This window comes from Nocardia pseudovaccinii NBRC 100343 (assembly GCF_001613225.1).
Lineage (GTDB): Bacteria > Actinomycetota > Actinomycetes > Mycobacteriales > Mycobacteriaceae > Nocardia > Nocardia pseudovaccinii.
This window is the reverse complement of sequence record NZ_BDBY01000034.1, coordinates 109,770-126,389: the sequence shown is the minus strand read 5'-3', so window position 1 is coordinate 126,389 and position 16,620 is coordinate 109,770. Positions and strand designations below refer to the sequence as shown.

Genomic DNA, 16,620 nt, shown 5'->3' with positions numbered 1-16,620 from the left:
ATAGGTAGGTGACCGCTCCACGGCTTCGCTCGGGAATCAGCATTATGCCTGGTAGCCGACTATGTTTGCGGCCGTTGCGGATTGTTCAAAGAGGAGTAGAAGGTGAGCTACCGCTCGGTTTAACGTCTTCTGACACAGCAGACAGCCGGTAGGAGGTCATACGTGACGATCGAGAGTCTCGTCCGGCCCGAACGCAATGGGCTGGATCGGCCGATTACGCCGTCCGCGCGCGATATCGACCGGTTGACCCGCGAGGTGATGGCACATCTCGCGGCGTCGGATGAACAGTGCGGCGCGCTGCCGGGACAGACGCTGGTTCGCGATGTGAAGGCCGTGGTCCGGATCTGCCTGGGATGGCTGATCCAGTGCGTGAACGGTCATGCGCTGCCGACGAGCACCGACCGGCTCGCGATCGCGGCCGTCGGATGTACCCGCGAAGGGATCCCTGTCGATACCGTTCTGCATGCGGTTCACGAGGGCTTCAAAGTGGGAATGGATCTGATATTCGCTCGTTCGGGTCCGGCGGATGTCCTCGGCGTCGTCAGGGGCATCGCCACGGTGCTGGAGCTGTCGAAACTGATCACCGCTACCGTCAGCAAGGCTTACGTGCTCGAGCACAAGGCCGTTGCCGCCGAGCATCAGACCGCGGCGCACAGCCTGACCTCGGCGTTGCTCGCCGGTCGTCTCGATTCCGCGGCGGTGCGGGAAAGCGGTTTACCGATCGCCGACGAGTACTCTGTGCTCGCCGTAGCGATTCCGGCGCATCCGGATGAGAGCCATCCGCGACTCGACGGGCAAGTCGTCGCGCGCCGTAAACTCCGCCGCCTCCAAGCCGCACTCGCGACCATATTCGGAGGAACGGCGCTGTCGCTGTTATCCGTCGACGGCGGAACGATTCTCGTCCCGTCCACCGTGCGGACCGATCCCGAACTCGACGAACTGGTGCAACGGATGTCCTCGGCCACGCAGGCGCCGCTCACCGTCGCCGTTGTCACCGCCCGCCCCGACGAGGTGCCCACCGCCGCGCGCCATGCCCACGAACTCCTCGACACCGTGCAACAGCTCGAATTGGAGCCCGGCGCATACAGATTCACCGAACTGGCGCTGCAATATCAACTGACCCGTCCCGGGCTGGGCCGCGACGCCCTCGTCGACCGGCTCACCCCACTGCGCGAACACCCGGACCTGTTGGAAACCCTCCAGACCTATATCGATACCGGCCTGAGCCGAACGCGCGCCGCTCGCAAACTGTGCGTTCACCCGAACACCGTCGACTACCGACTCCGCCGAATAGCCCAGCTCACCGGCTTCGACCCCACCGAACCCAGCGGACTGTGGTACCTCCGCTCCGCCCTCGTCGCCCGCAAGGGCCGCACCACATACGGCCCGACACCCCCATCGCCTGTTAGCCTTCGGCCGATGAAGGTGGGGCGAGTTCATACACGTCGGTGATATCGCCTTCGCGGACTTCCGGCCGGGCGCTATCCGGTGATGATGTCGCATGTGTGACAAGAAGTTTCCGCGCCGGAGGGCGATCGGCGGTCTCGGGGAATCATGCCGTGTGATCCGCAGGGGAGGGGGACGGCTTCATAGCCTTCGCCCTCGAGACGTGCGCTTGTCGAACGGATCCACGTCGGGACAGTAGCGATTGCAGCACGACGAGCGCACCCGCGACGAGCACGAGCAGGCCGATCACCCGGAATCCGCTGTCCGCACCCGAAATGAACGCTGCGACAACGTCATCGATGCGGTCGGCGATGGCGAGTGCCTGGGCTACGGTGTGCGGATCGTGGTCGGCGCGGATCTCCGACGGTAATGCGGCGACGAATCGTGCGGTGAGCACCGTGCCGATAACGGCGACGCCGAGGGCGCTGCCGAATTCGCGTGTGGTGGATTGCAATCCGGCCGCGACCCCGGCCTGCTCCGGCGGCAGCGCTCCGGCGATCGCACCGGACAATGTCGGAAGTGCCAGCGCCACACCGATTCCCATTACGACAAGCCACGCGGCATATTCGACATAGGGTGTCTGTACGCCGCTCGTGGACAGTCCGAGCAGTCCGCCGCCGACGAATACGAATGCGAGCGCGGTGGTGGCGTCGAGCCCGATCCGCTGTGACAGTCGTCCGACATGCTTCGCGCCGAGGATGATCGGGACGGTGAGCGGAATGATCCCGAGACCGGTTTGCAGTACGCCGAATCCCTTGCCGTACTGAAGGAACGACGCGTTGACGTAGAACAGCGCGAACATGCCGAAGAAGACCGCCGTCATGCCGAGGCAGGCACTGCGCAGGGCCGGGAGGCGGAACAACCGCGGATCCAACAGCGGGTGTTCGACTTTCAGCTCGACAATCGTCCATGCGGTGAACAACACTGCGGCGCAGGTGAATCCAGATATGACGATCGCACTGTTCCAGCCCGCCTCTGGTCCTTGGACTATGCCGAGCAGCAGAGCGACCGACGCACCGACGAGCAATACCGCGCCGAGCGGGTCGAGCCGTCGGTCATGGCGCGGCGACACCGGCGCGATCCGCCCCACCAGAGCAGCGAGCACCAGCGCGATCGGCACGACACCGGCGAACAGCCAACGCCACGAACCGCCCGAAAGGATCGCCCCGCCACCGACATTGCCGACGACTCCACCGATACCCGTCATCGATGCCCAAACCGCGATAGTCGCGCTCTTGCGCTCAGCGGGAACAGCGTGCAGCAGGACGGCGAGCGTATTGGGCAGGACAGCAGCGGCGCCGACTCCGGTGACTGCCCGACCGGCGAGCAGGAACGCCACGTTCGGTGCCGCTGCCGACATCAGTGCGCCTACCGCGAACAGGCCCAGCCCGAATAGCAGAATCCCCTTGCGCCCGAGTCGATCTCCTGCCGCCCCGCCGGGGATCACCAGACAGGCGAAGACGATCACATAGGTGTCGACGATCCAGACCAGGGCCGACGCGGATGGGCGCAGTGCGCTGGCGGCGAGCAACGGGACGGCGAGATTGATCGCGGCGACCATGCCGACGACGAGCACGACGCAGGCACAGATGACCGCGAGCAGGCCGCGCTGCGAGGCCGGACGCGGCGGCACGTCCGAAGCGTGATTCAGGACATTGAATTGCATGGTCACGAAGTTATGGATGTGGGTAGTCTCCGTGCCACGCAACTTCCATAACTAATTATTGCGTACAATGCAACTGTGCCAGAGCAACTCGATCTGAACCTCCTGCGCGTATTCGATGCCCTGCTCCAGGACGGCAGCGTCACGGCGGCGTCCGAGCGCCTGCATCTGTCCATCCCAGCCACCAGCCGCGCCTTGGGCCGGTTGCGGCGGGCGATGGGCGATCCGATCCTGGTGCGTGCCGGTCGTGGGATGGCTCCGACACCGTTCGCGCTGCGCACCGCGCCGCGGGTACGGTCCCTGCTGGACGAAGCGTCGGCACTGATCAGCGCCGATCGCGCGGTCACGGTCGCAGAATTGCAGCGCACCTTCACAATTCGCATCAATGACGGTGTGGCCTCGACCCTGGCGGCGGTGGCGGTCGATGCCACGGCCGCGGTCGCTCCCGGCGTGACGCTGCGCTTCGTCGCGGAAGGCAGCGAGAGCATCGAGGCTCTGCGCGACGGCTCGGTCGACCTGGATATCGGCGCGGGCGACATCGTCGCTCCCGACATGCGGTCAGCTGTGCTGTACCGCGAACGAATAGTGGGCATCGTCCGGGCCGACAGCCCGCTGGGCCGTCGCCCGACATTGCGGCAACTGTGCCGATATCCCCACGTGTCGGCCTCCCGCCGCGGTCGTGCTCGCGGGCCACTCGACGACGCACTCGACGCCGCGGGCTTGCAACGCCACGTCGCGGCCATCGTGCCTACTTCCGCCGTCGCCGCACTCCTGGTCGCGTCGAGTCGGTACGTCGGGCTCGTCCCACAGCGGCTCGCCGAACAGTACGGCCAGTCCCTCGGCCTTCGCTGGTTTCCGATCCCCGCATCCCTCCCGGAAGTCGAAGTGCGATTGCTCTGGCACGCCCGACTGGACGCCGACCCGGCGCAGCGCTGGCTCCGCGACACCATCCGCGACGCACTCCGTCCGCCGCGCGAATCTTCGGATCGCGTCGATTGATCAGTTTCGAAGAAGCCCGGCGTGGGGTCGGCCGAACGGATCCATGCCATCGTCAAAGCCAACGCACCAGCTCTTACGCCGAAACTCTGGTACGGTATGCCCGCGTATGCCATGGGCGGCAAGGTCGTCTGCTTCTTCCGAACCGCCGAGAAATTCAAGTCGCAGTACGCGACGTTCGGCTGCAACGACATCGCGACCCTTGATGAAGGCACCATGTGGCCGACCGCCTTCGCGCTGACGAAGTTGACGGCCGCCGATGAGGAACGGCTCGGCGCGCTCGTGCAGAAGGCGGCCGGCTGAGGCGAGAGCGATTGTCGCGCAAACTATGATGATCTTTCCGATCGGTAGGAGGTGTGCGGGTGGGTGCAGCACGGTCTGGAAATCATTGGGGTTGGCTGCGCAAGGTCGGCGCTGTGCTGGCCGCAGCTGTTGTGCTGTCGTCGATCGCAGCGGCGGTTGCCACCGCCACACCAAGATTGCGCACCCCCGCGGGGGGTTACCAGGACCTGTTCGTGCCGTCGAGCATGGGCGCGGTCAAGGTCCAGGTGCAGTGGGCGGCCCGGGGCGGGAACGCGGCCCTCTATGTGCTCGACGGTCTCCGCGCGCCCGCCGATCACAGTCAATGGGTCAGCGATACCGACGCGCTGCGCCAATTCGCAGGCGACAACGTCACTTTGGTGTTCCCGGTCGGCGGTCGCTCGAGCTTCTACACCGACTGGTACCGACCCAGTAGTACCAATGGTCAGCAGACGACGTACAAATGGGAAACCTTCCTCACCGAGGAGTTGCCCGCATACCTGGCGCGGTTCGGTGTTTCGCCGACCAACAACGCGATCGTCGGTGCCTCCATGGGCGGCAATGCCGCACTGACGCTGGCCGGCCACCATCGCGACCAATTCAAGTTCGCCGGATCATTCTCCGGCTTCGTGCACCCGACATTTCCGCTCTGGAACGAAGCGATGCGCGCTGCCATGTGGGACGAGGGCAACTTCAACGTGGACGATATGTGGGGTCCGGCCGGTGACCCCGCCTGGAGCCGCAACGATGCCACCAATCAGGCAGATTTGCTGCGCGGGCTGCCGGTCTACGTCTCCACCGGCAACGGCCAGCCCGGACCGCTCGACCTGCCGTACGGACTCGGCAACACGGTGAATGCGATGGCCCTCGAAGCGATGACGTTGACGTCGGCCCAGATGCTGCGTGATCGAATGTCGGAACTCGGCATCCCCGCGCGTTTCGACATCATCAACGGAACGCACACCTGGCCCTATTGGCAGCAAGCGCTCGCGGCGGCGCGTCCGATGATCCTCGATGTGCTCGGCGCGCACTGAGTTTCAGGATTGGAAGATCGCCGATGTGACGGGCACATCGGCGAAGCTGTAATACCAGCCGTTCCACGTATCGGCGACAATCACCTGGATCGCATGACCACGCGCCGGACCGTCGGTGATCAACCACAAGCCATTGCCGTACCCGGTCGCCGGGCTGATGCTGCCATCCGACCATGTGAACTGCGCCGAACTGGGCGCACCGGGTGCGTTCCACGGAATGGTCACATCGAACTGTCCCGAGCCGATACCCGGAAGCAACGCGCTGACGCACTCCCGCAGTGTGGCCGTACGCCGGATGTTCTGCCCCGCGCTACCTGTGCCGGGCACCAACCGGCCGGTCATGAGACCGCCCTGGCGGCAACCGCCGCTGCCCTCACTCGGTGGGTAGGCATGCACCTGCGGCGCACCCAGCACCGGCAGGGCGCACAGCACCGCTGCTATCAGCACGCTTCGACGAACAGACACCGCACCACCTCCCAACGACGGGACAGCGATTCACGCGGCCGGTCGAACTGGACGCCGATGAATACGCAACGCGAACCACTGCCGACTCGATCAGCAGTTTAGCGGTCTCCGGCGCGTACTCGATCAGCTTCGAGAGCGGGAATTCGCAGGTCGTCCGGGCTGGTGGCACGGCCCGTTAGTCCAGGACGTAGGGAATCGCCGCGCGCGGATCGTCGCGTTGCGCGAAGAATTCGCCGTAACTGCCGATGGCGTCGTAGTCGTCGAACCAGATCGTCCCGATCTCCTCGGCGATCAGCCGAACATTCGGGGGCACTGGCACTTGCCAACTGTCCATCACCTTGTCCGCGATGCCGGGGCCCAGCCTGACCCGCCCATCGGATTCCGCCGCCACCGCCTGTAGCCGCGTGACCGCAGCCTGCGCCTGCTCCATTACGTCGATCAAATCCGCCCCCGCAGTTGGTGAATGGCTTCATTGAACCAGGACGGCTCTGTTTCGCGCATACGCGATGACATCTTCGGCGTAGGCCGACGCATCTCGTTCCGCGAAATGCTTTCGGAGCTGGTCGAATGCGTCGTCGAGTTGTGGTCCCGGTCCGCGATCGGCGAGCAGGACGACGATCGCCTCCCAGGTGCCGCTGTGCGGGTCGGGATGGGTGAGCAGTTCGTCCAGGTAGCGGTCTGGTTCCACCAGCCGTAATGCGCGGCGTGCGTAGGCGTGTACGCGCCGGGGCAGTTCGGTGCGGATGGTGTCGATGTCGGTTTGCAGTACGTGCTGGCCGGATTGTTCCGGGTCGAGCCGTAAAGACCACAAGGCGGTCAGTTCGTCGGGCAGGGTTCGGGTATTGATCAGGTCGGGGCCGGTGGCCTCTTCCAGTGGTGTGGCCGGTAATCCCAGCTGTGTGTTGCGCCAGTTGCGGAATTCCCACCAGGCCGTCGGGGTGGCGCTCAACTCCAGGCCGAATCCGAGCACCTGCTGTCCGCTGGTCCATGTGCGGGAAACTCGGGTGCGACCGACGGAGGCGACACCGCCCGGCTCGACCCGTATCCACCTAGGGTCGGAGCCGTCAAACCCATACGGTTGCAACAGTTTTCCTGTTTCACGCAGCAGGCGGCGCAGTGCCGACTCAGGTCTGACCATGTCCGCAGGTTAACGATGTGCCCCGACAGGTTGTCGGCATGGGGCAAAAGGCCGACTTCCACGCGCAGTAGCCGAGCCGTCGGCCGATTAGATCGCGAGCGGCGCCACCGTCCGATGACGCAACCCGGCCGCGATCGCGTAGGCCCAGTCCGCCCCGGTGTGATGACGAACAGGAACGACACCGCCCAGAACGCCGCAGCCGCACCGACCTGCATGTGCTGAATCCTCCGAAGCTCGAGTGCCTAGAGGGAGGCTATGCGTGATCAGCCGGAATGTGCTTCCAAGTTCTGTCTCGAAGACGCCTGAAGAATGTGGTCGAATACAAGCCACTGCCGTTGTGAGTCAGCCGCGAGCTTCCTTCCACAGGCCGTAGAGGGCCAGTACCGGCTTTGCCGCCATCCACTCACCGAACCGATAATCCGCTCCCCGCACCAGCCGCGACGCCAGCTCCGGGCGTTGCTGGGCGAGGTATTGTCGCCCCTTCTCGGCGTGCAGGGGAATCGAGACGATCTTGATCAGGTCGCTGTCCTTCAGATATGGGATCGCGAAACTGATGTTTTCCCAGGTGGTCCGGCTTTGATCTTCCAGGACGAGCTCGCCGCGGTACCCGCAGGTCTCTGTGGCGTAGCGGGCCATCAGGGCTGCCTCGGATTGCGGACCCGCGCAAGCCCCTCCGCAGAGCACGAGGCGACTGCTGACCACGGTCGGGTCGATGGACCGCAGACCGGCTCGCACGCGCCACCGGTTCATGACGTTCGCGCGTGTGCCCGCATTGCGGTAGCCGAGAACCACAATGGCTTCGGAGGCGCCCGTGACCGATCCCACGAGCCGGTGCGAAGCGCGCCAGTTCTCCCACTCGCCCCACAGCAGCACGAGCACGAGACCGGTAACCGAAAGCCATGTCCGTTTCCGCACGAATTCAGCCAAGCACAAGCTCCTCGAAAAGCCGGTTCGCGACATGGCTTTTCACCGGTATCTCTTGCCGCATCCCCGAGGTAGTTCGCCGATGATCAACGTCGCAATTCACCGGCGTAGCGACCAGGACAGGTTTCCGGGAACCTGCGGTGCAGCCGGTCGATGAATCGCTGTATGGCGCGCAGTTCAACCACTAATTCTTCGCGGGATGCCGGGTGCAGGCGGTGGGCGTGTCCGAGTTCGCGGGTCAGCGTCTCGGCCCGATTCGTCAGTATTTCCAAGAAGACCTGTGCTTGGGCAAGGTCGGGATCTTCGTGCATCTATGAGCCGTCCTGTGGGCGTCGCATGGTTCCAGGTGCGTCCCGGCGGTCGCGGCCCTCGACAGCGTGGGAATCGGACTGATGCTATCCCGCTACAACACACTCCGTGATGACTTCGTGCCCCTTGATCGTGAGTCTTTATCCAGCCGATGGGAATTCGTGAGGATGCCACCTGTGAAACGGGTATGTGAGTGCGATGTTCCCGGGGGCACTTCGCACTCACATACCGGCGAGGTTCAGCGGCACATCTCCACCGCGTCGGCCTTGTTGTCCGCGCTGGAGGGCAGGGTGCCCCGAGCGTTGTCCGCGACGGAGGCGAGCAGCTGCCAGCGCTCGCCCGTCCAGTTGTACACCGCCACGGTTACGCCGGTGCGGTTCCAGTACGAGGTCAAACGGTCACCGACGCCGCCGTTGCCGATGTCGTGCAGAAAACAGCCCGCGTCGTACTGAAAGAGCATGCTGCCCGTGCCATTGGCGCCGTCCCAGCCGCAGAACATTCCGCCCGGGCAGTCGTAGCTCGGTGACGCGGATGCCGGGGCGGCCGAGATCATCGTGCCACCCGCGACTGTGCCGAGAGTCAGCACGGCCGCGGCGATCGGGACCAGACGGCGAACGGCGTTGACGCGGTTGATTTTCATGGTGATGTCCTTCGTGAGAATCGGTGTCGGCCTTCCGATGGCTTGACACCAACTCTGTGCGGACTCACCAACGACCCACCAACGGCCGACTAATCGAGCAGCTCAGCCCCTGAGCTCGAGGCCGATAAGGCGTGTTCCTTGCCGAGCTGGACTTGTTCGTCGGGTAGCTGTGCGGCGCCTGCTGCGATGACTGCGAAACACCTTGGCCTGCATAATTTCTCAGGAAGATCATCGCTCGTGGTGTGATCGTTCGACTTATGGGGTGGTCGCATGCGAACTGAGGAGAGCAGGGCTGTCGTGCTGGGGCCGGGCGGTGTGGTCGGCACCGCTTGGCTGATCGGGTTCCTTCATGGTCTGCGCCGAGCAGGCGTCGATCTCGCCGAGGCCGACACGATTGCCGGTACCTCGGCCGGTGCCATCGCGGCGGTCGTGCTGACCTCCGGACGGGATCTCGCCGCTCTGGCTACCCGTGCGGCACAGCCGGAATCCGAACCGTCCGAGGGCGATCCGGAGGTGGTCGGCAAGGCGTTGGCGTTGGCGCGGGCGGCGGGCAATGACCCGGAGGAAACGCGCCGGGACGAAGCACCGACTTCGCCGACCGTACCCGGTGGGCGGCCTGTTTCGAGACCGGCTCGGCCCAGGCCGCTCAGGTGGCCACAGCGATCCTCGATGTCTGGTAGGCGTGCTTGTGGCGGAAAGCCGCAGTGATGTGCGGAACTAGGGTGCGTTCGAGCCGCTTCGATCGTGCTCGGGTAGCTGTGTGTCGAATGCCTGGGCGACGGCGAGGCTGTCCTCGTAGACGTGATGGCGGGTGACGAGGCCGTCTTCGATGGTGAGGTGCAGCGCGAAACGGGAGCGATAGGGGCGTCCGGTGGGGCGGGCAGTCTGGCGAATTTCGCCGAGCACCACCGCATCCGGGCCGTCGACCAGGGTGCGTTCGATCACGGTGCCGACCTGCTCGGGCACGTGGTGGCGAGCGATCTCGCGAAAATGCTCGGCCGCGTCGGCGCGTGTGGTGCGGTGCCGGATCCATGGGGTGGCGGGTCGGTTGTGCTCGTTCTCCGGCCAATTCAGCTTCCAGTCGCTGACCGGGGCGTAGAGCGCGGCGGTGGCGTCCGGATCGCCCGCACCGATTCGGCGCAGCAACTCCTCGACGACGGTGCGGGTGGTGATCGTCCCGAGATCGTTCATACCTGCCACCATGCCCGCACCGATGTGCCCCGTCGATTACCTCCGACGTAATACCGTTGGCCTGTTGTGCCGCACAGGCTCTCGTGTGTCGACAGTGCGGAGGTACTTCTACAATCCGTGCGTGACGCTTACCCTCGCCGACCTGGTCGGCTACACCGATCGCGACCTCGACACCGACGTGGCGCGTTGGTTGCCCGCTACCGAAGCCGTCCAGCTTCCCGAGCAGATCCGACCGGTGGAACCGTTTCTCACGCGCCTGGCTCCGACCGACGCGGCGGCGCTGGCCGCGTTCGACCGCCGGGTCCGGTCAGGCGTGCTGCCGCAGTTCTTGGACATCTTCGACTGGTCCTACGGGTTCGATTTCGCCGGAAACGACTGCGGCATCATCGATTCGGACTATGCGACCGAGCTGACCGACGACGATGTCTACTCGATCGGTGCGGACGGCGGCGGCAATCTGTATGTCGTACTCACCAACGGCCAAGTGGCCGTGTGGTTCCACGAGGAGGAGGTGCTCGAGGGCGGCACCCGCTTCGACAACCTCGACGTCTTCCTCTGGTCGTTCGTGCGCTACCGCGCGGTGCGCGCTGGAAAACTCGACCGCTCGGCCGTAGAAGCAGACTTCCTGGCGCTCGGCCAGGACGGCGCACTCGAACCGAACCTCGGCCTGCTGAGTCTCATGAAGTAGGACGCCCTCGCAGCACTTCGAAAACGCCGCAACGTTCGGCACCTTCCCTGACCTGACGAAGCTGTATCGGTGAGCAATGATCACGCAGTGACCATTCCATCAGTCCTGCGCGAGTCATTGCACGATCCAGTGTTCTGGGCGCGGTACACCTTCGCGTACGAGGGCTGCCCCGGAGCCGATCGGCTCGACGCTATCAAGCACCTGCTCGACGATAATGCCGACGACGAGGACTGGGAAGCGGACGATACGGCGGTGGATGTGGAGTTCGATGTCGGCGGCGGCTACCGCTTACGACTGACCGTCGATTGCCCGACCGACAGCTACGCCCTGCAGATCGTAGTCCCGGACTCGACCGATGCGGCCGAGCTGGGTTGGGACGACCTGGCGGCCTGGCACCCGTACGCGCTGCGCTGGTTCGAACTCGATCTGATCTGTCGCGCAATCGCAGTCCTCGACTCACGGTTGCCGCATCCCGGGGCACCACTGGCGCTGCTCTGCCGGTTCGCCGCAGTCTTCGAAGGCGACGATGTGAACGAGGTAGTCGCGGCCGTGGACGCGGCGTATGTCTCACTACGTCCGCAACGGTTGGACGGCTACTGGCCTCGTGGCACCGACTGGCTCGAGCGTGCGGACTTCCGCGGCCAGGGCGTGATCTGGCAACGCGACCAGGACGGCAACCTGTGGGCCTATCAGGGGGACGACGAGGAGCTGGACTTCTACAGCACACGTACGGAACCGGCAGCCGGTACGGAACACTTTCCGCACGCCCAGCTGAAGGCCCTGCTGGCGGCCGCGGCCACCACGGTCCAGATCGGCGCCACGTGATCGCGAAATCGCTGCCTGCGAAGAATGGAAGGGAACTCCCTTCCATATTCAATCTATAGCGCACCCGGGGGCTTGCGGCAAGACCCCGGTCGTACCGCAGAATCACTGGCCGAAGCCAGAACGTGCGGAAATGGGAGTCGCGAATTGCGTGTGCTGTCGACGTATGGGTCGAGCCCGTCGAGTCGAGAAGGGGAGGGACATATGACGACTGCGGGGTACGAAGACGAATTGCGGTCCGAGCGAGGCTACGTGGCCGGGCTCTACACGCGGCTCGACGCCGAACGCGCGCGAGTGAAGGAAAAGTACACCGCGGCGTTGCGAGGAACCGGTGCGACACCCATGGAACGGGATGTCGAGGTGCGCACGCTGGCCAGGGAGGCAAAGCGGCTGGACGTGGCTGACAACGGGCTGTGTTTCGGCAGGTTGGACACTGTTTCGGGCGAACATTCCTACATCGGCCGGATCGGCATCTTCGACGAGGAGAACGAGTACGAGCCGCTGTTGCTCGATTGGCGGGCGCCCGCGTCGCGGGCGTTCTATGTCGCCACTGCCGCGTCCCCCGAGAACATGCGTCGACGCCGCCAGTTCCACACGCTCGGGCGTCGGGTTGTCGATTTCACCGACGAGGTACTCGGCCGCCCGAGTGATGGCGAGCTTGGGGACGCGGCCCTGCTCGCGGCGGTCAATGCGCCGCGCGGTGCGGGGATGCGCGACATCGTGGCGACGATCCAGGCCGAACAAGACCGGATCATCCGGCTCGATCACCCGGGTGTGCTGGTGATCGAGGGCGGCCCGGGCACCGGGAAGACCGTGGTGGCGTTGCACCGCGTCGCGTACCTGCTCTATACCCAGCGGGAGCGGATGGAGCGCAACGGTGTGCTCGTGGTCGGGCCGAATCCGGCGTTCCTCAACCACATCGGCCGCGTGCTGCCGTCGCTGGGCGAGACGAATGTCGTGTTCATGACCACCGGTGATCTGCTGCCCGGTTTGCGCGTCACCGCCGAGGACACCCCGGATGCCGCGCGGCTCAAGGGCTCGCTGAAGATCCTGGACGTGCTCGCGGCGGCCGTCGCCGATCGTCAGCGGGTGCCGGAGCATCCGGTGCCGATCGAACTGCAAGACGTCACGGTGCGGATCGACACCGAGACCGCGGAGTGGGCGAGGGAGGAGGCACGCGCGAGCGGACTGCCGCACAACGAGGCCCGCGCGGTGTTCAGCGAGATCGTCACCTACGTGCTCACCGAACGGGCGATCGGCCGGATCGGTCGTGGCTGGCTGACCAGGAAGGATCGCGAGGCATGGGAGAACCTGCGGACCGATCTGCTCGGCGAACTCGCCGACAACGACCAGTTCACCGCCGCGCTCGACGAACTCTGGCCGATACTGACGCCGGAAACATTTCTGGCACAGCTGTATTCGTCCGCTGACCGCCTGCGTGCGGCTGGCGCGGACCAGTCCCTGTGGCGCGCCGACGGCGAAGCCTGGACGGTGTCGGACGTGCCACTGCTCGACGAACTGGTCGATCTGCTCGGCCGTGACAAGGCAGCCGACGAGGCCGCGGCGCGCGTCGTCGAGCGGGAACGCAAGGCCGAGGCCGAGTACGCCGCAGGCGTGTTCGACACTCTCATCGAGCGCGAGGACCTGAACGACGACATCGGCCTGCTCGCCCAGGACATGCTCTACGCCGAGGACCTCGCCGAGCGCTTCCTCGAGCGTGATACCCGTGAACTCGTCGAACGCGCTGCCACGGACCGGGATTGGACTTATCGACACATCGTGGTCGACGAAGCCCAGGAGCTGTCCGAAATGGACTGGCGGGTCCTGATGCGGCGCTGCCCGGGCCGATCCTTCACGGTGGTAGGCGATCTCGCGCAACGCAGGTCGGTGGCCGGAGCGACATCGTGGGACACGATGTTCGAACCGTACGTGCCCGGCCGCTGGGTCTATCGGTCGCTATCGGTGAATTACCGCACCCCGGCGGAGATCATGAGCGTCGCGGCCGCGGTGCTCGCCGAATTCGCGCCGGGAGTCCAGCCACCGGAGTCGGTCCGCGCGTGCGGCGTCCAGCCCTGGTCCAAGCAGGTGTCGGAGGACGAATTGCCCAATGCCATAGCGGAATTCGTTCGCGACGAAGCCGGTCGCGACGGCACCAGCATCGTGATCGGGCCCCCGGGCGTGCCGGGCACGGTGCCCGCCTCGGAGACGAAGGGCCTGGAATTCGACGCCGTCCTGGTCGTGGAGCCGGAACGAATCCTCGCCGAGGGGCCACGTGGCGCAGCCGAACTCTACGTCGCCCTGACCCGCGCCACCCAGCGCCTCGGTGTCTTGCATCAGGGCCCGCTGCCGCAGGCCCTGACCGGACTCGCCGAAATCGGCGGTCTCGCCGAGGCCGGTGATCGAGGGTTGGCTTGACGATTCGTGTGCGGCCCCGGATACGATACCGGGGCCGCCGCCGACGGCTGTGATGCCTGCATCCGTCTGCTGCTGGCGAACTTCCCGCCGATCCGTATGGGACCGCAGTGCCTCGACGTGTTCGTCGTAGATGATCTCGCCTCGGTCGTCGGAGTACAGGCAGACGGCTCGGCCTGGGGCGTCACCGGGACGTTGCGGCGACCTCGGCCGGGGCTTGGTCGGCGGCGGAGCTGGTGTGCGTGGCGTCGTCGCGGGTCGGGGTGGATCCGACGACGACGGTGATCACGAGGATGAATGCGATCAGTGCGCAACCGGTTCGGGTGAAATGGAACAGTTCCCAACGTCGCAGGATGTCGGCGTAGTCGCTGGGGGGCGTGCCTACCGCCCAGCGTTTGATCTGCTGGTTGATCGGCACGTTTCCGAAGCGGGTCACCAGGAATGAGATGAACGTCAGCGCTGAGGCGCCCGCCGCGATCCACCGCGACGATGACTTCGCCCGCACGGCCAGAATCAGCGTGCTCAGGACGGCGAGACCCATCAGCGACTGCATCACCGGGCCGTTGACGCGCATCAGCGCGGTATGAAAAGTGAACCGAACATCAAGGGGCACTTCGCGAAACGCGTACAGCACGTTCACCGCGCCGTAGCCGAACGCACCGGCGAGCAGGCCGGGGAACAGCAGCGCCGCGGCCCGGACGGATTTCGACAACATCGGAACTCCCATCTCATATCGCAACATCAAGTTGCGATATCGTCAGCATGCCTGCCGTAAGCCGATATCGCAACAAGGAGTTGCAATGACCGCACCTCTAGGACGCGGACCCAAGGTTCGCGCCGCCGTGCTCGCCGCGACCGTCGACGAGTTGAGCGAGCACGGGTACGCCGCATTCACCGTCGAGAACGTCGCCCAGCGCGTCGGTGTGCACAAAACCACCGTCTACCGGCGCTGGGCCGACCGGGACGAACTGATCGCTGATGCACTGGCCGACAGCGTCGAAGCGGAAATCCCCATCCCCGACACGGGTTCGGTCGAGGACGACCTGCGCGCGCTGGCGCGCAGTCTGGTCGCGTGGATCAGCAGCCCGTCCGGCCGGGCGGTCCTCGCTGTCATGCTGTCCAACGCCGCGCCGCCCGATCCGACCCGCCATGCCTTCCGTGACCGCATCCGCAAGGCGCTGCCGGTCGTGACGCGCGCCGTCGAACGCGGTGAACTCCCCGCTGGTACAAACCCCGTCGAGCTGATCAAAACTCTTGTGGCGCCGATCTATTTCCGGGTGCTGATCACCCGTGAGCCGGTGGACGACAGCACCGCCGACGCGGCCGCGGCAGTGGCTTCGACCGCGGCGCGCGCCGGTCTGTTCGGCTGAGCTCGGCAAGACAATCGGTAGGTCACTCTCGCTCGGCTCCGTCCGGCCAAACGATCTCCACCGGCACGTCACGGGCTCGCGCCAGCGCGACCACCGTGCCGGTCCCGCCTTTGCCGCCGACCTCGCCATCCCATACCGCGACGAGCCGATCGCAGGATGACAGCACGGCTTCGTTCGCGGCCTCGTAGGCTTCCCGTCCGGCATCGTCGAAGTCCATGACGCGCACGGTATGGGCGCGTGCGATCAGCTCGTCGAACAGCTCCGCGTGGTCGGGTTTCACCTTCCGCTGTCGATAATTCGCGGACGGCAGTACTACTTCCAGCCGCCCACCGGCATCGAGCACCGCCCGGGCGAACACCGAGTCGGCGCCGCGAGCAATGCAGCTGACACCCACCAGATCGTCGGGGTCTCCCTGTCTGGCAAGGACTTTCCTGATCCCGTCGTACACGAACGGGACTGTGTCGGCCGTGATGTTCATATGTCCGGTGACGCCGATGCGAGCCATGGGAACTTTCTATACCGCCGATCGCCGCCGGATGGCCGCAATCTTCTCGGGTCAGTAGTGCGGCGCGTAGCCTTCGACGCGGATGAGCACATAACCTGCGCTGTACGCGGAGTCGATGGTGGTCTGATCGACCGCGATGACGTTGTCCTGGCGCGCTTCGCTCCAGAACTGGTACAGCGGGCTTGTGCCGGGCTCCTGGCTGGTGTTGATATATCCCTGAATGCCGATGTAGGTATATCCGGCACTGTAGGCGGAATCGATGCCTACCTGCGTCGCTGTGCTGAAGTTGTCCTGGCGGCTGTTGCTCCAGAACAGGTGCAGCGGTACGGTTCCCGGCTGCTGGGTCTCGTAGACGAAGGCTTCCTTGCGGATGGGCAGGTAGGCGGCGGCGGTGGCGCTGTTTTCGTCGTTGCGGTTGCCGGTGGTGAAGTTGTCGCCGCGTTCCGGATTCCACCATGTGTAAAGCGGGTACAGCGACAGTACGTCAGCGTGCGCTGTGGGGGCGGCACTGAGCGTAGTGCCAGTGATTCCGGCGGCGGCCAATAGCGTTGCCGCCGAGATCATGAGGCGCCGACGACGGAAACGTGCATTTTCGCGCGCCGCCGACACCGACCCCATCGATACCATGATCCGTCGCATCATGATTGTCCCCTGTTCGTGTCTTCCGACACCACCGCTGCCGAGCGCATTGACTCGAAAGTGTTGTCGGCCAACTGA

At 65.2% G+C, this 16,620-nt stretch carries 20 protein-coding genes; 9 read left to right on the top strand and 11 right to left on the bottom strand.

The window, feature by feature from the left end:
- Positions 1 to 162: 162 nt before the first annotated feature.
- The gene (locus NP3_RS04615) at positions 163 to 1,452 is read left to right on the top strand and encodes a PucR family transcriptional regulator (RefSeq protein WP_063038052.1); all 1,290 of its coding nucleotides are present in this window, start codon (positions 163 to 165) and stop codon (positions 1,450 to 1,452) included.
- A 100-nt stretch (positions 1,453 to 1,552) separates the two neighbouring features.
- Here NP3_RS04615 and NP3_RS04610 read toward each other — a convergent pair whose 3' ends face one another.
- Complete coding sequence (locus NP3_RS04610; RefSeq protein ID WP_084508140.1) at positions 1,553 to 3,112, bottom strand: MFS transporter; 1,560 nt, start codon at positions 3,110 to 3,112, stop codon at positions 1,553 to 1,555.
- Between the two features lie 75 nt (positions 3,113 to 3,187).
- On the opposite strand from NP3_RS04610, the gene NP3_RS04605 reads away from it, so the two are divergent.
- From NP3_RS04605 to NP3_RS04595, 3 genes are read left to right on the top strand one after another with little or no spacing between them, the layout of a single operon-like run.
- On the top strand, positions 3,188 to 4,108 hold the full coding sequence (locus NP3_RS04605) for a LysR family transcriptional regulator (RefSeq protein WP_063038050.1): 921 nt from the start codon (positions 3,188 to 3,190) through the stop codon (positions 4,106 to 4,108).
- A 21-nt stretch (positions 4,109 to 4,129) separates the two neighbouring features.
- On the top strand, positions 4,130 to 4,408 hold the full coding sequence (locus NP3_RS04600; protein WP_084508138.1) for a DUF1801 domain-containing protein: 279 nt from the start codon (positions 4,130 to 4,132) through the stop codon (positions 4,406 to 4,408).
- 59 nt (positions 4,409 to 4,467) lie between these two features.
- The gene (locus tag NP3_RS04595) at positions 4,468 to 5,439 is read left to right on the top strand and encodes an alpha/beta hydrolase (RefSeq protein WP_063824667.1); all 972 of its coding nucleotides are present in this window, start codon (positions 4,468 to 4,470) and stop codon (positions 5,437 to 5,439) included.
- Positions 5,440 to 5,442: 3 nt separating this feature from the next.
- On the opposite strand, the gene NP3_RS04590 is transcribed toward NP3_RS04595, so the two are convergent.
- From NP3_RS04590 to NP3_RS04565, 6 genes are all read right to left on the bottom strand, one after another.
- The gene (locus tag NP3_RS04590; RefSeq protein WP_157124091.1) at positions 5,443 to 5,904 is read right to left on the bottom strand and encodes a hypothetical protein; all 462 of its coding nucleotides are present in this window, start codon (positions 5,902 to 5,904) and stop codon (positions 5,443 to 5,445) included.
- 175 nt (positions 5,905 to 6,079) lie between these two features.
- Positions 6,080 to 6,334, bottom strand: a complete 255-nt coding sequence (locus NP3_RS04585; RefSeq protein ID WP_063038047.1) for a hypothetical protein — start codon at positions 6,332 to 6,334, stop codon at positions 6,080 to 6,082.
- Positions 6,335 to 6,373: 39 nt separating this feature from the next.
- Positions 6,374 to 7,042 (bottom strand): hypothetical protein, encoded by a 669-nt coding sequence (locus NP3_RS04580; RefSeq protein ID WP_063038038.1) that lies wholly within the window; start codon positions 7,040 to 7,042, stop codon positions 6,374 to 6,376.
- Between the two features lie 342 nt (positions 7,043 to 7,384).
- Positions 7,385 to 7,921: a YdcF family protein gene (locus tag NP3_RS04575; RefSeq protein WP_245720810.1), complete on the bottom strand. Its 537-nt coding sequence runs from the start codon at positions 7,919 to 7,921 to the stop codon at positions 7,385 to 7,387.
- A 131-nt stretch (positions 7,922 to 8,052) separates the two neighbouring features.
- The gene (locus NP3_RS04570; RefSeq protein WP_063038036.1) at positions 8,053 to 8,277 is read right to left on the bottom strand and encodes a hypothetical protein; all 225 of its coding nucleotides are present in this window, start codon (positions 8,275 to 8,277) and stop codon (positions 8,053 to 8,055) included.
- Positions 8,278 to 8,513: 236 nt separating this feature from the next.
- Positions 8,514 to 8,915 (bottom strand): peptidase inhibitor family I36 protein, encoded by a 402-nt coding sequence (locus tag NP3_RS04565; protein WP_063038034.1) that lies wholly within the window; start codon positions 8,913 to 8,915, stop codon positions 8,514 to 8,516.
- Between the two features lie 270 nt (positions 8,916 to 9,185).
- Here NP3_RS04565 and NP3_RS04560 point away from each other — a divergent pair, with 270 nt between their 5' ends.
- Positions 9,186 to 9,623, top strand: coding sequence for a patatin-like phospholipase family protein (locus NP3_RS04560; RefSeq protein ID WP_063038032.1), 438 nt, complete (start codon positions 9,186 to 9,188; stop codon positions 9,621 to 9,623).
- A gap of 9 nt (positions 9,624 to 9,632) precedes the next feature.
- Here the strand turns inward: NP3_RS04560 and NP3_RS04555 are convergent, their stop codons facing one another.
- Entirely contained in the window at positions 9,633 to 10,106 is a 474-nt protein-coding gene (locus NP3_RS04555; RefSeq protein ID WP_063038030.1) for a nuclear transport factor 2 family protein, read from the bottom strand.
- Positions 10,107 to 10,227: 121 nt separating this feature from the next.
- Between NP3_RS04555 and NP3_RS04550 the strand changes: the two genes are divergently transcribed.
- The 3 genes from NP3_RS04550 to helR all read left to right on the top strand — a co-directional run bounded on the left by NP3_RS04550 (position 10,228) and on the right by helR (position 14,031).
- Positions 10,228 to 10,794, top strand: a complete 567-nt coding sequence (locus NP3_RS04550) for a hypothetical protein (protein ID WP_063038028.1) — start codon at positions 10,228 to 10,230, stop codon at positions 10,792 to 10,794.
- Between the two features lie 87 nt (positions 10,795 to 10,881).
- A complete protein-coding gene (locus NP3_RS04545; protein ID WP_063038026.1) occupies positions 10,882 to 11,619 on the top strand; it encodes a hypothetical protein in 738 nt (245 codons plus the stop codon).
- Between the two features lie 201 nt (positions 11,620 to 11,820).
- The gene (helR, locus tag NP3_RS04540) at positions 11,821 to 14,031 is read left to right on the top strand and encodes an RNA polymerase recycling motor ATPase HelR (RefSeq protein WP_174566169.1); all 2,211 of its coding nucleotides are present in this window, start codon (positions 11,821 to 11,823) and stop codon (positions 14,029 to 14,031) included.
- A 181-nt stretch (positions 14,032 to 14,212) separates the two neighbouring features.
- On the opposite strand, the gene NP3_RS04535 is transcribed toward helR, so the two are convergent.
- Positions 14,213 to 14,743: an anthrone oxygenase family protein gene (locus NP3_RS04535; protein ID WP_084508170.1), complete on the bottom strand. Its 531-nt coding sequence runs from the start codon at positions 14,741 to 14,743 to the stop codon at positions 14,213 to 14,215.
- An 85-nt stretch (positions 14,744 to 14,828) separates the two neighbouring features.
- Between NP3_RS04535 and NP3_RS04530 the strand changes: the two genes are divergently transcribed.
- Positions 14,829 to 15,398 carry a TetR/AcrR family transcriptional regulator gene (locus tag NP3_RS04530; RefSeq protein ID WP_063038024.1) on the top strand — a complete coding sequence of 190 codons (570 nt, stop codon included), beginning with the start codon at positions 14,829 to 14,831 and terminating at the stop codon, positions 15,396 to 15,398.
- Between the two features lie 22 nt (positions 15,399 to 15,420).
- Here the strand turns inward: NP3_RS04530 and NP3_RS04525 are convergent, their stop codons facing one another.
- Together NP3_RS04525 and NP3_RS04520 are read right to left on the bottom strand one after the other, a co-directional pair.
- Positions 15,421 to 15,903 (bottom strand): hypothetical protein, encoded by a 483-nt coding sequence (locus NP3_RS04525; RefSeq protein ID WP_063038022.1) that lies wholly within the window; start codon positions 15,901 to 15,903, stop codon positions 15,421 to 15,423.
- Positions 15,904 to 15,954: 51 nt separating this feature from the next.
- Entirely contained in the window at positions 15,955 to 16,512 is a 558-nt protein-coding gene (locus NP3_RS04520) for a hypothetical protein (protein WP_157124089.1), read from the bottom strand.
- Between the last annotated feature and the right edge of the window lie 108 nt (positions 16,513 to 16,620).

Bases quoted from the DNA above. Each gene is read 5' to 3' on its own strand.
- NP3_RS04580 (WP_063038038.1), bottom strand. From the start codon at position 7,042: ATGGTCAGACCTGAGTCGGCACTGCGCCGCCTGCTGCGTGAAACAGGA.
- NP3_RS04560 (WP_063038032.1), top strand. From the start codon at position 9,186: ATGCGAACTGAGGAGAGCAGGGCTGTCGTGCTGGGGCCGGGCGGTGTG.
- NP3_RS04570 (WP_063038036.1), bottom strand. From the start codon at position 8,277: ATGCACGAAGATCCCGACCTTGCCCAAGCACAGGTCTTCTTGGAAATA.
- NP3_RS04555 (WP_063038030.1), bottom strand. From the start codon at position 10,106: ATGAACGATCTCGGGACGATCACCACCCGCACCGTCGTCGAGGAGTTG.
- NP3_RS04525 (WP_063038022.1), bottom strand. From the start codon at position 15,903: ATGGCTCGCATCGGCGTCACCGGACATATGAACATCACGGCCGACACA.
- NP3_RS04535 (WP_084508170.1), bottom strand. From the start codon at position 14,743: ATGTTGTCGAAATCCGTCCGGGCCGCGGCGCTGCTGTTCCCCGGCCTG.
- NP3_RS04565 (WP_063038034.1), bottom strand. From the start codon at position 8,915: ATGAAAATCAACCGCGTCAACGCCGTTCGCCGTCTGGTCCCGATCGCC.
- helR (WP_174566169.1), top strand. From the start codon at position 11,821: ATGACGACTGCGGGGTACGAAGACGAATTGCGGTCCGAGCGAGGCTAC.
- NP3_RS04530 (WP_063038024.1), top strand. From the start codon at position 14,829: ATGACCGCACCTCTAGGACGCGGACCCAAGGTTCGCGCCGCCGTGCTC.
- NP3_RS04610 (WP_084508140.1), bottom strand. From the start codon at position 3,112: ATGCAATTCAATGTCCTGAATCACGCTTCGGACGTGCCGCCGCGTCCG.
- NP3_RS04585 (WP_063038047.1), bottom strand. From the start codon at position 6,334: ATGGAGCAGGCGCAGGCTGCGGTCACGCGGCTACAGGCGGTGGCGGCG.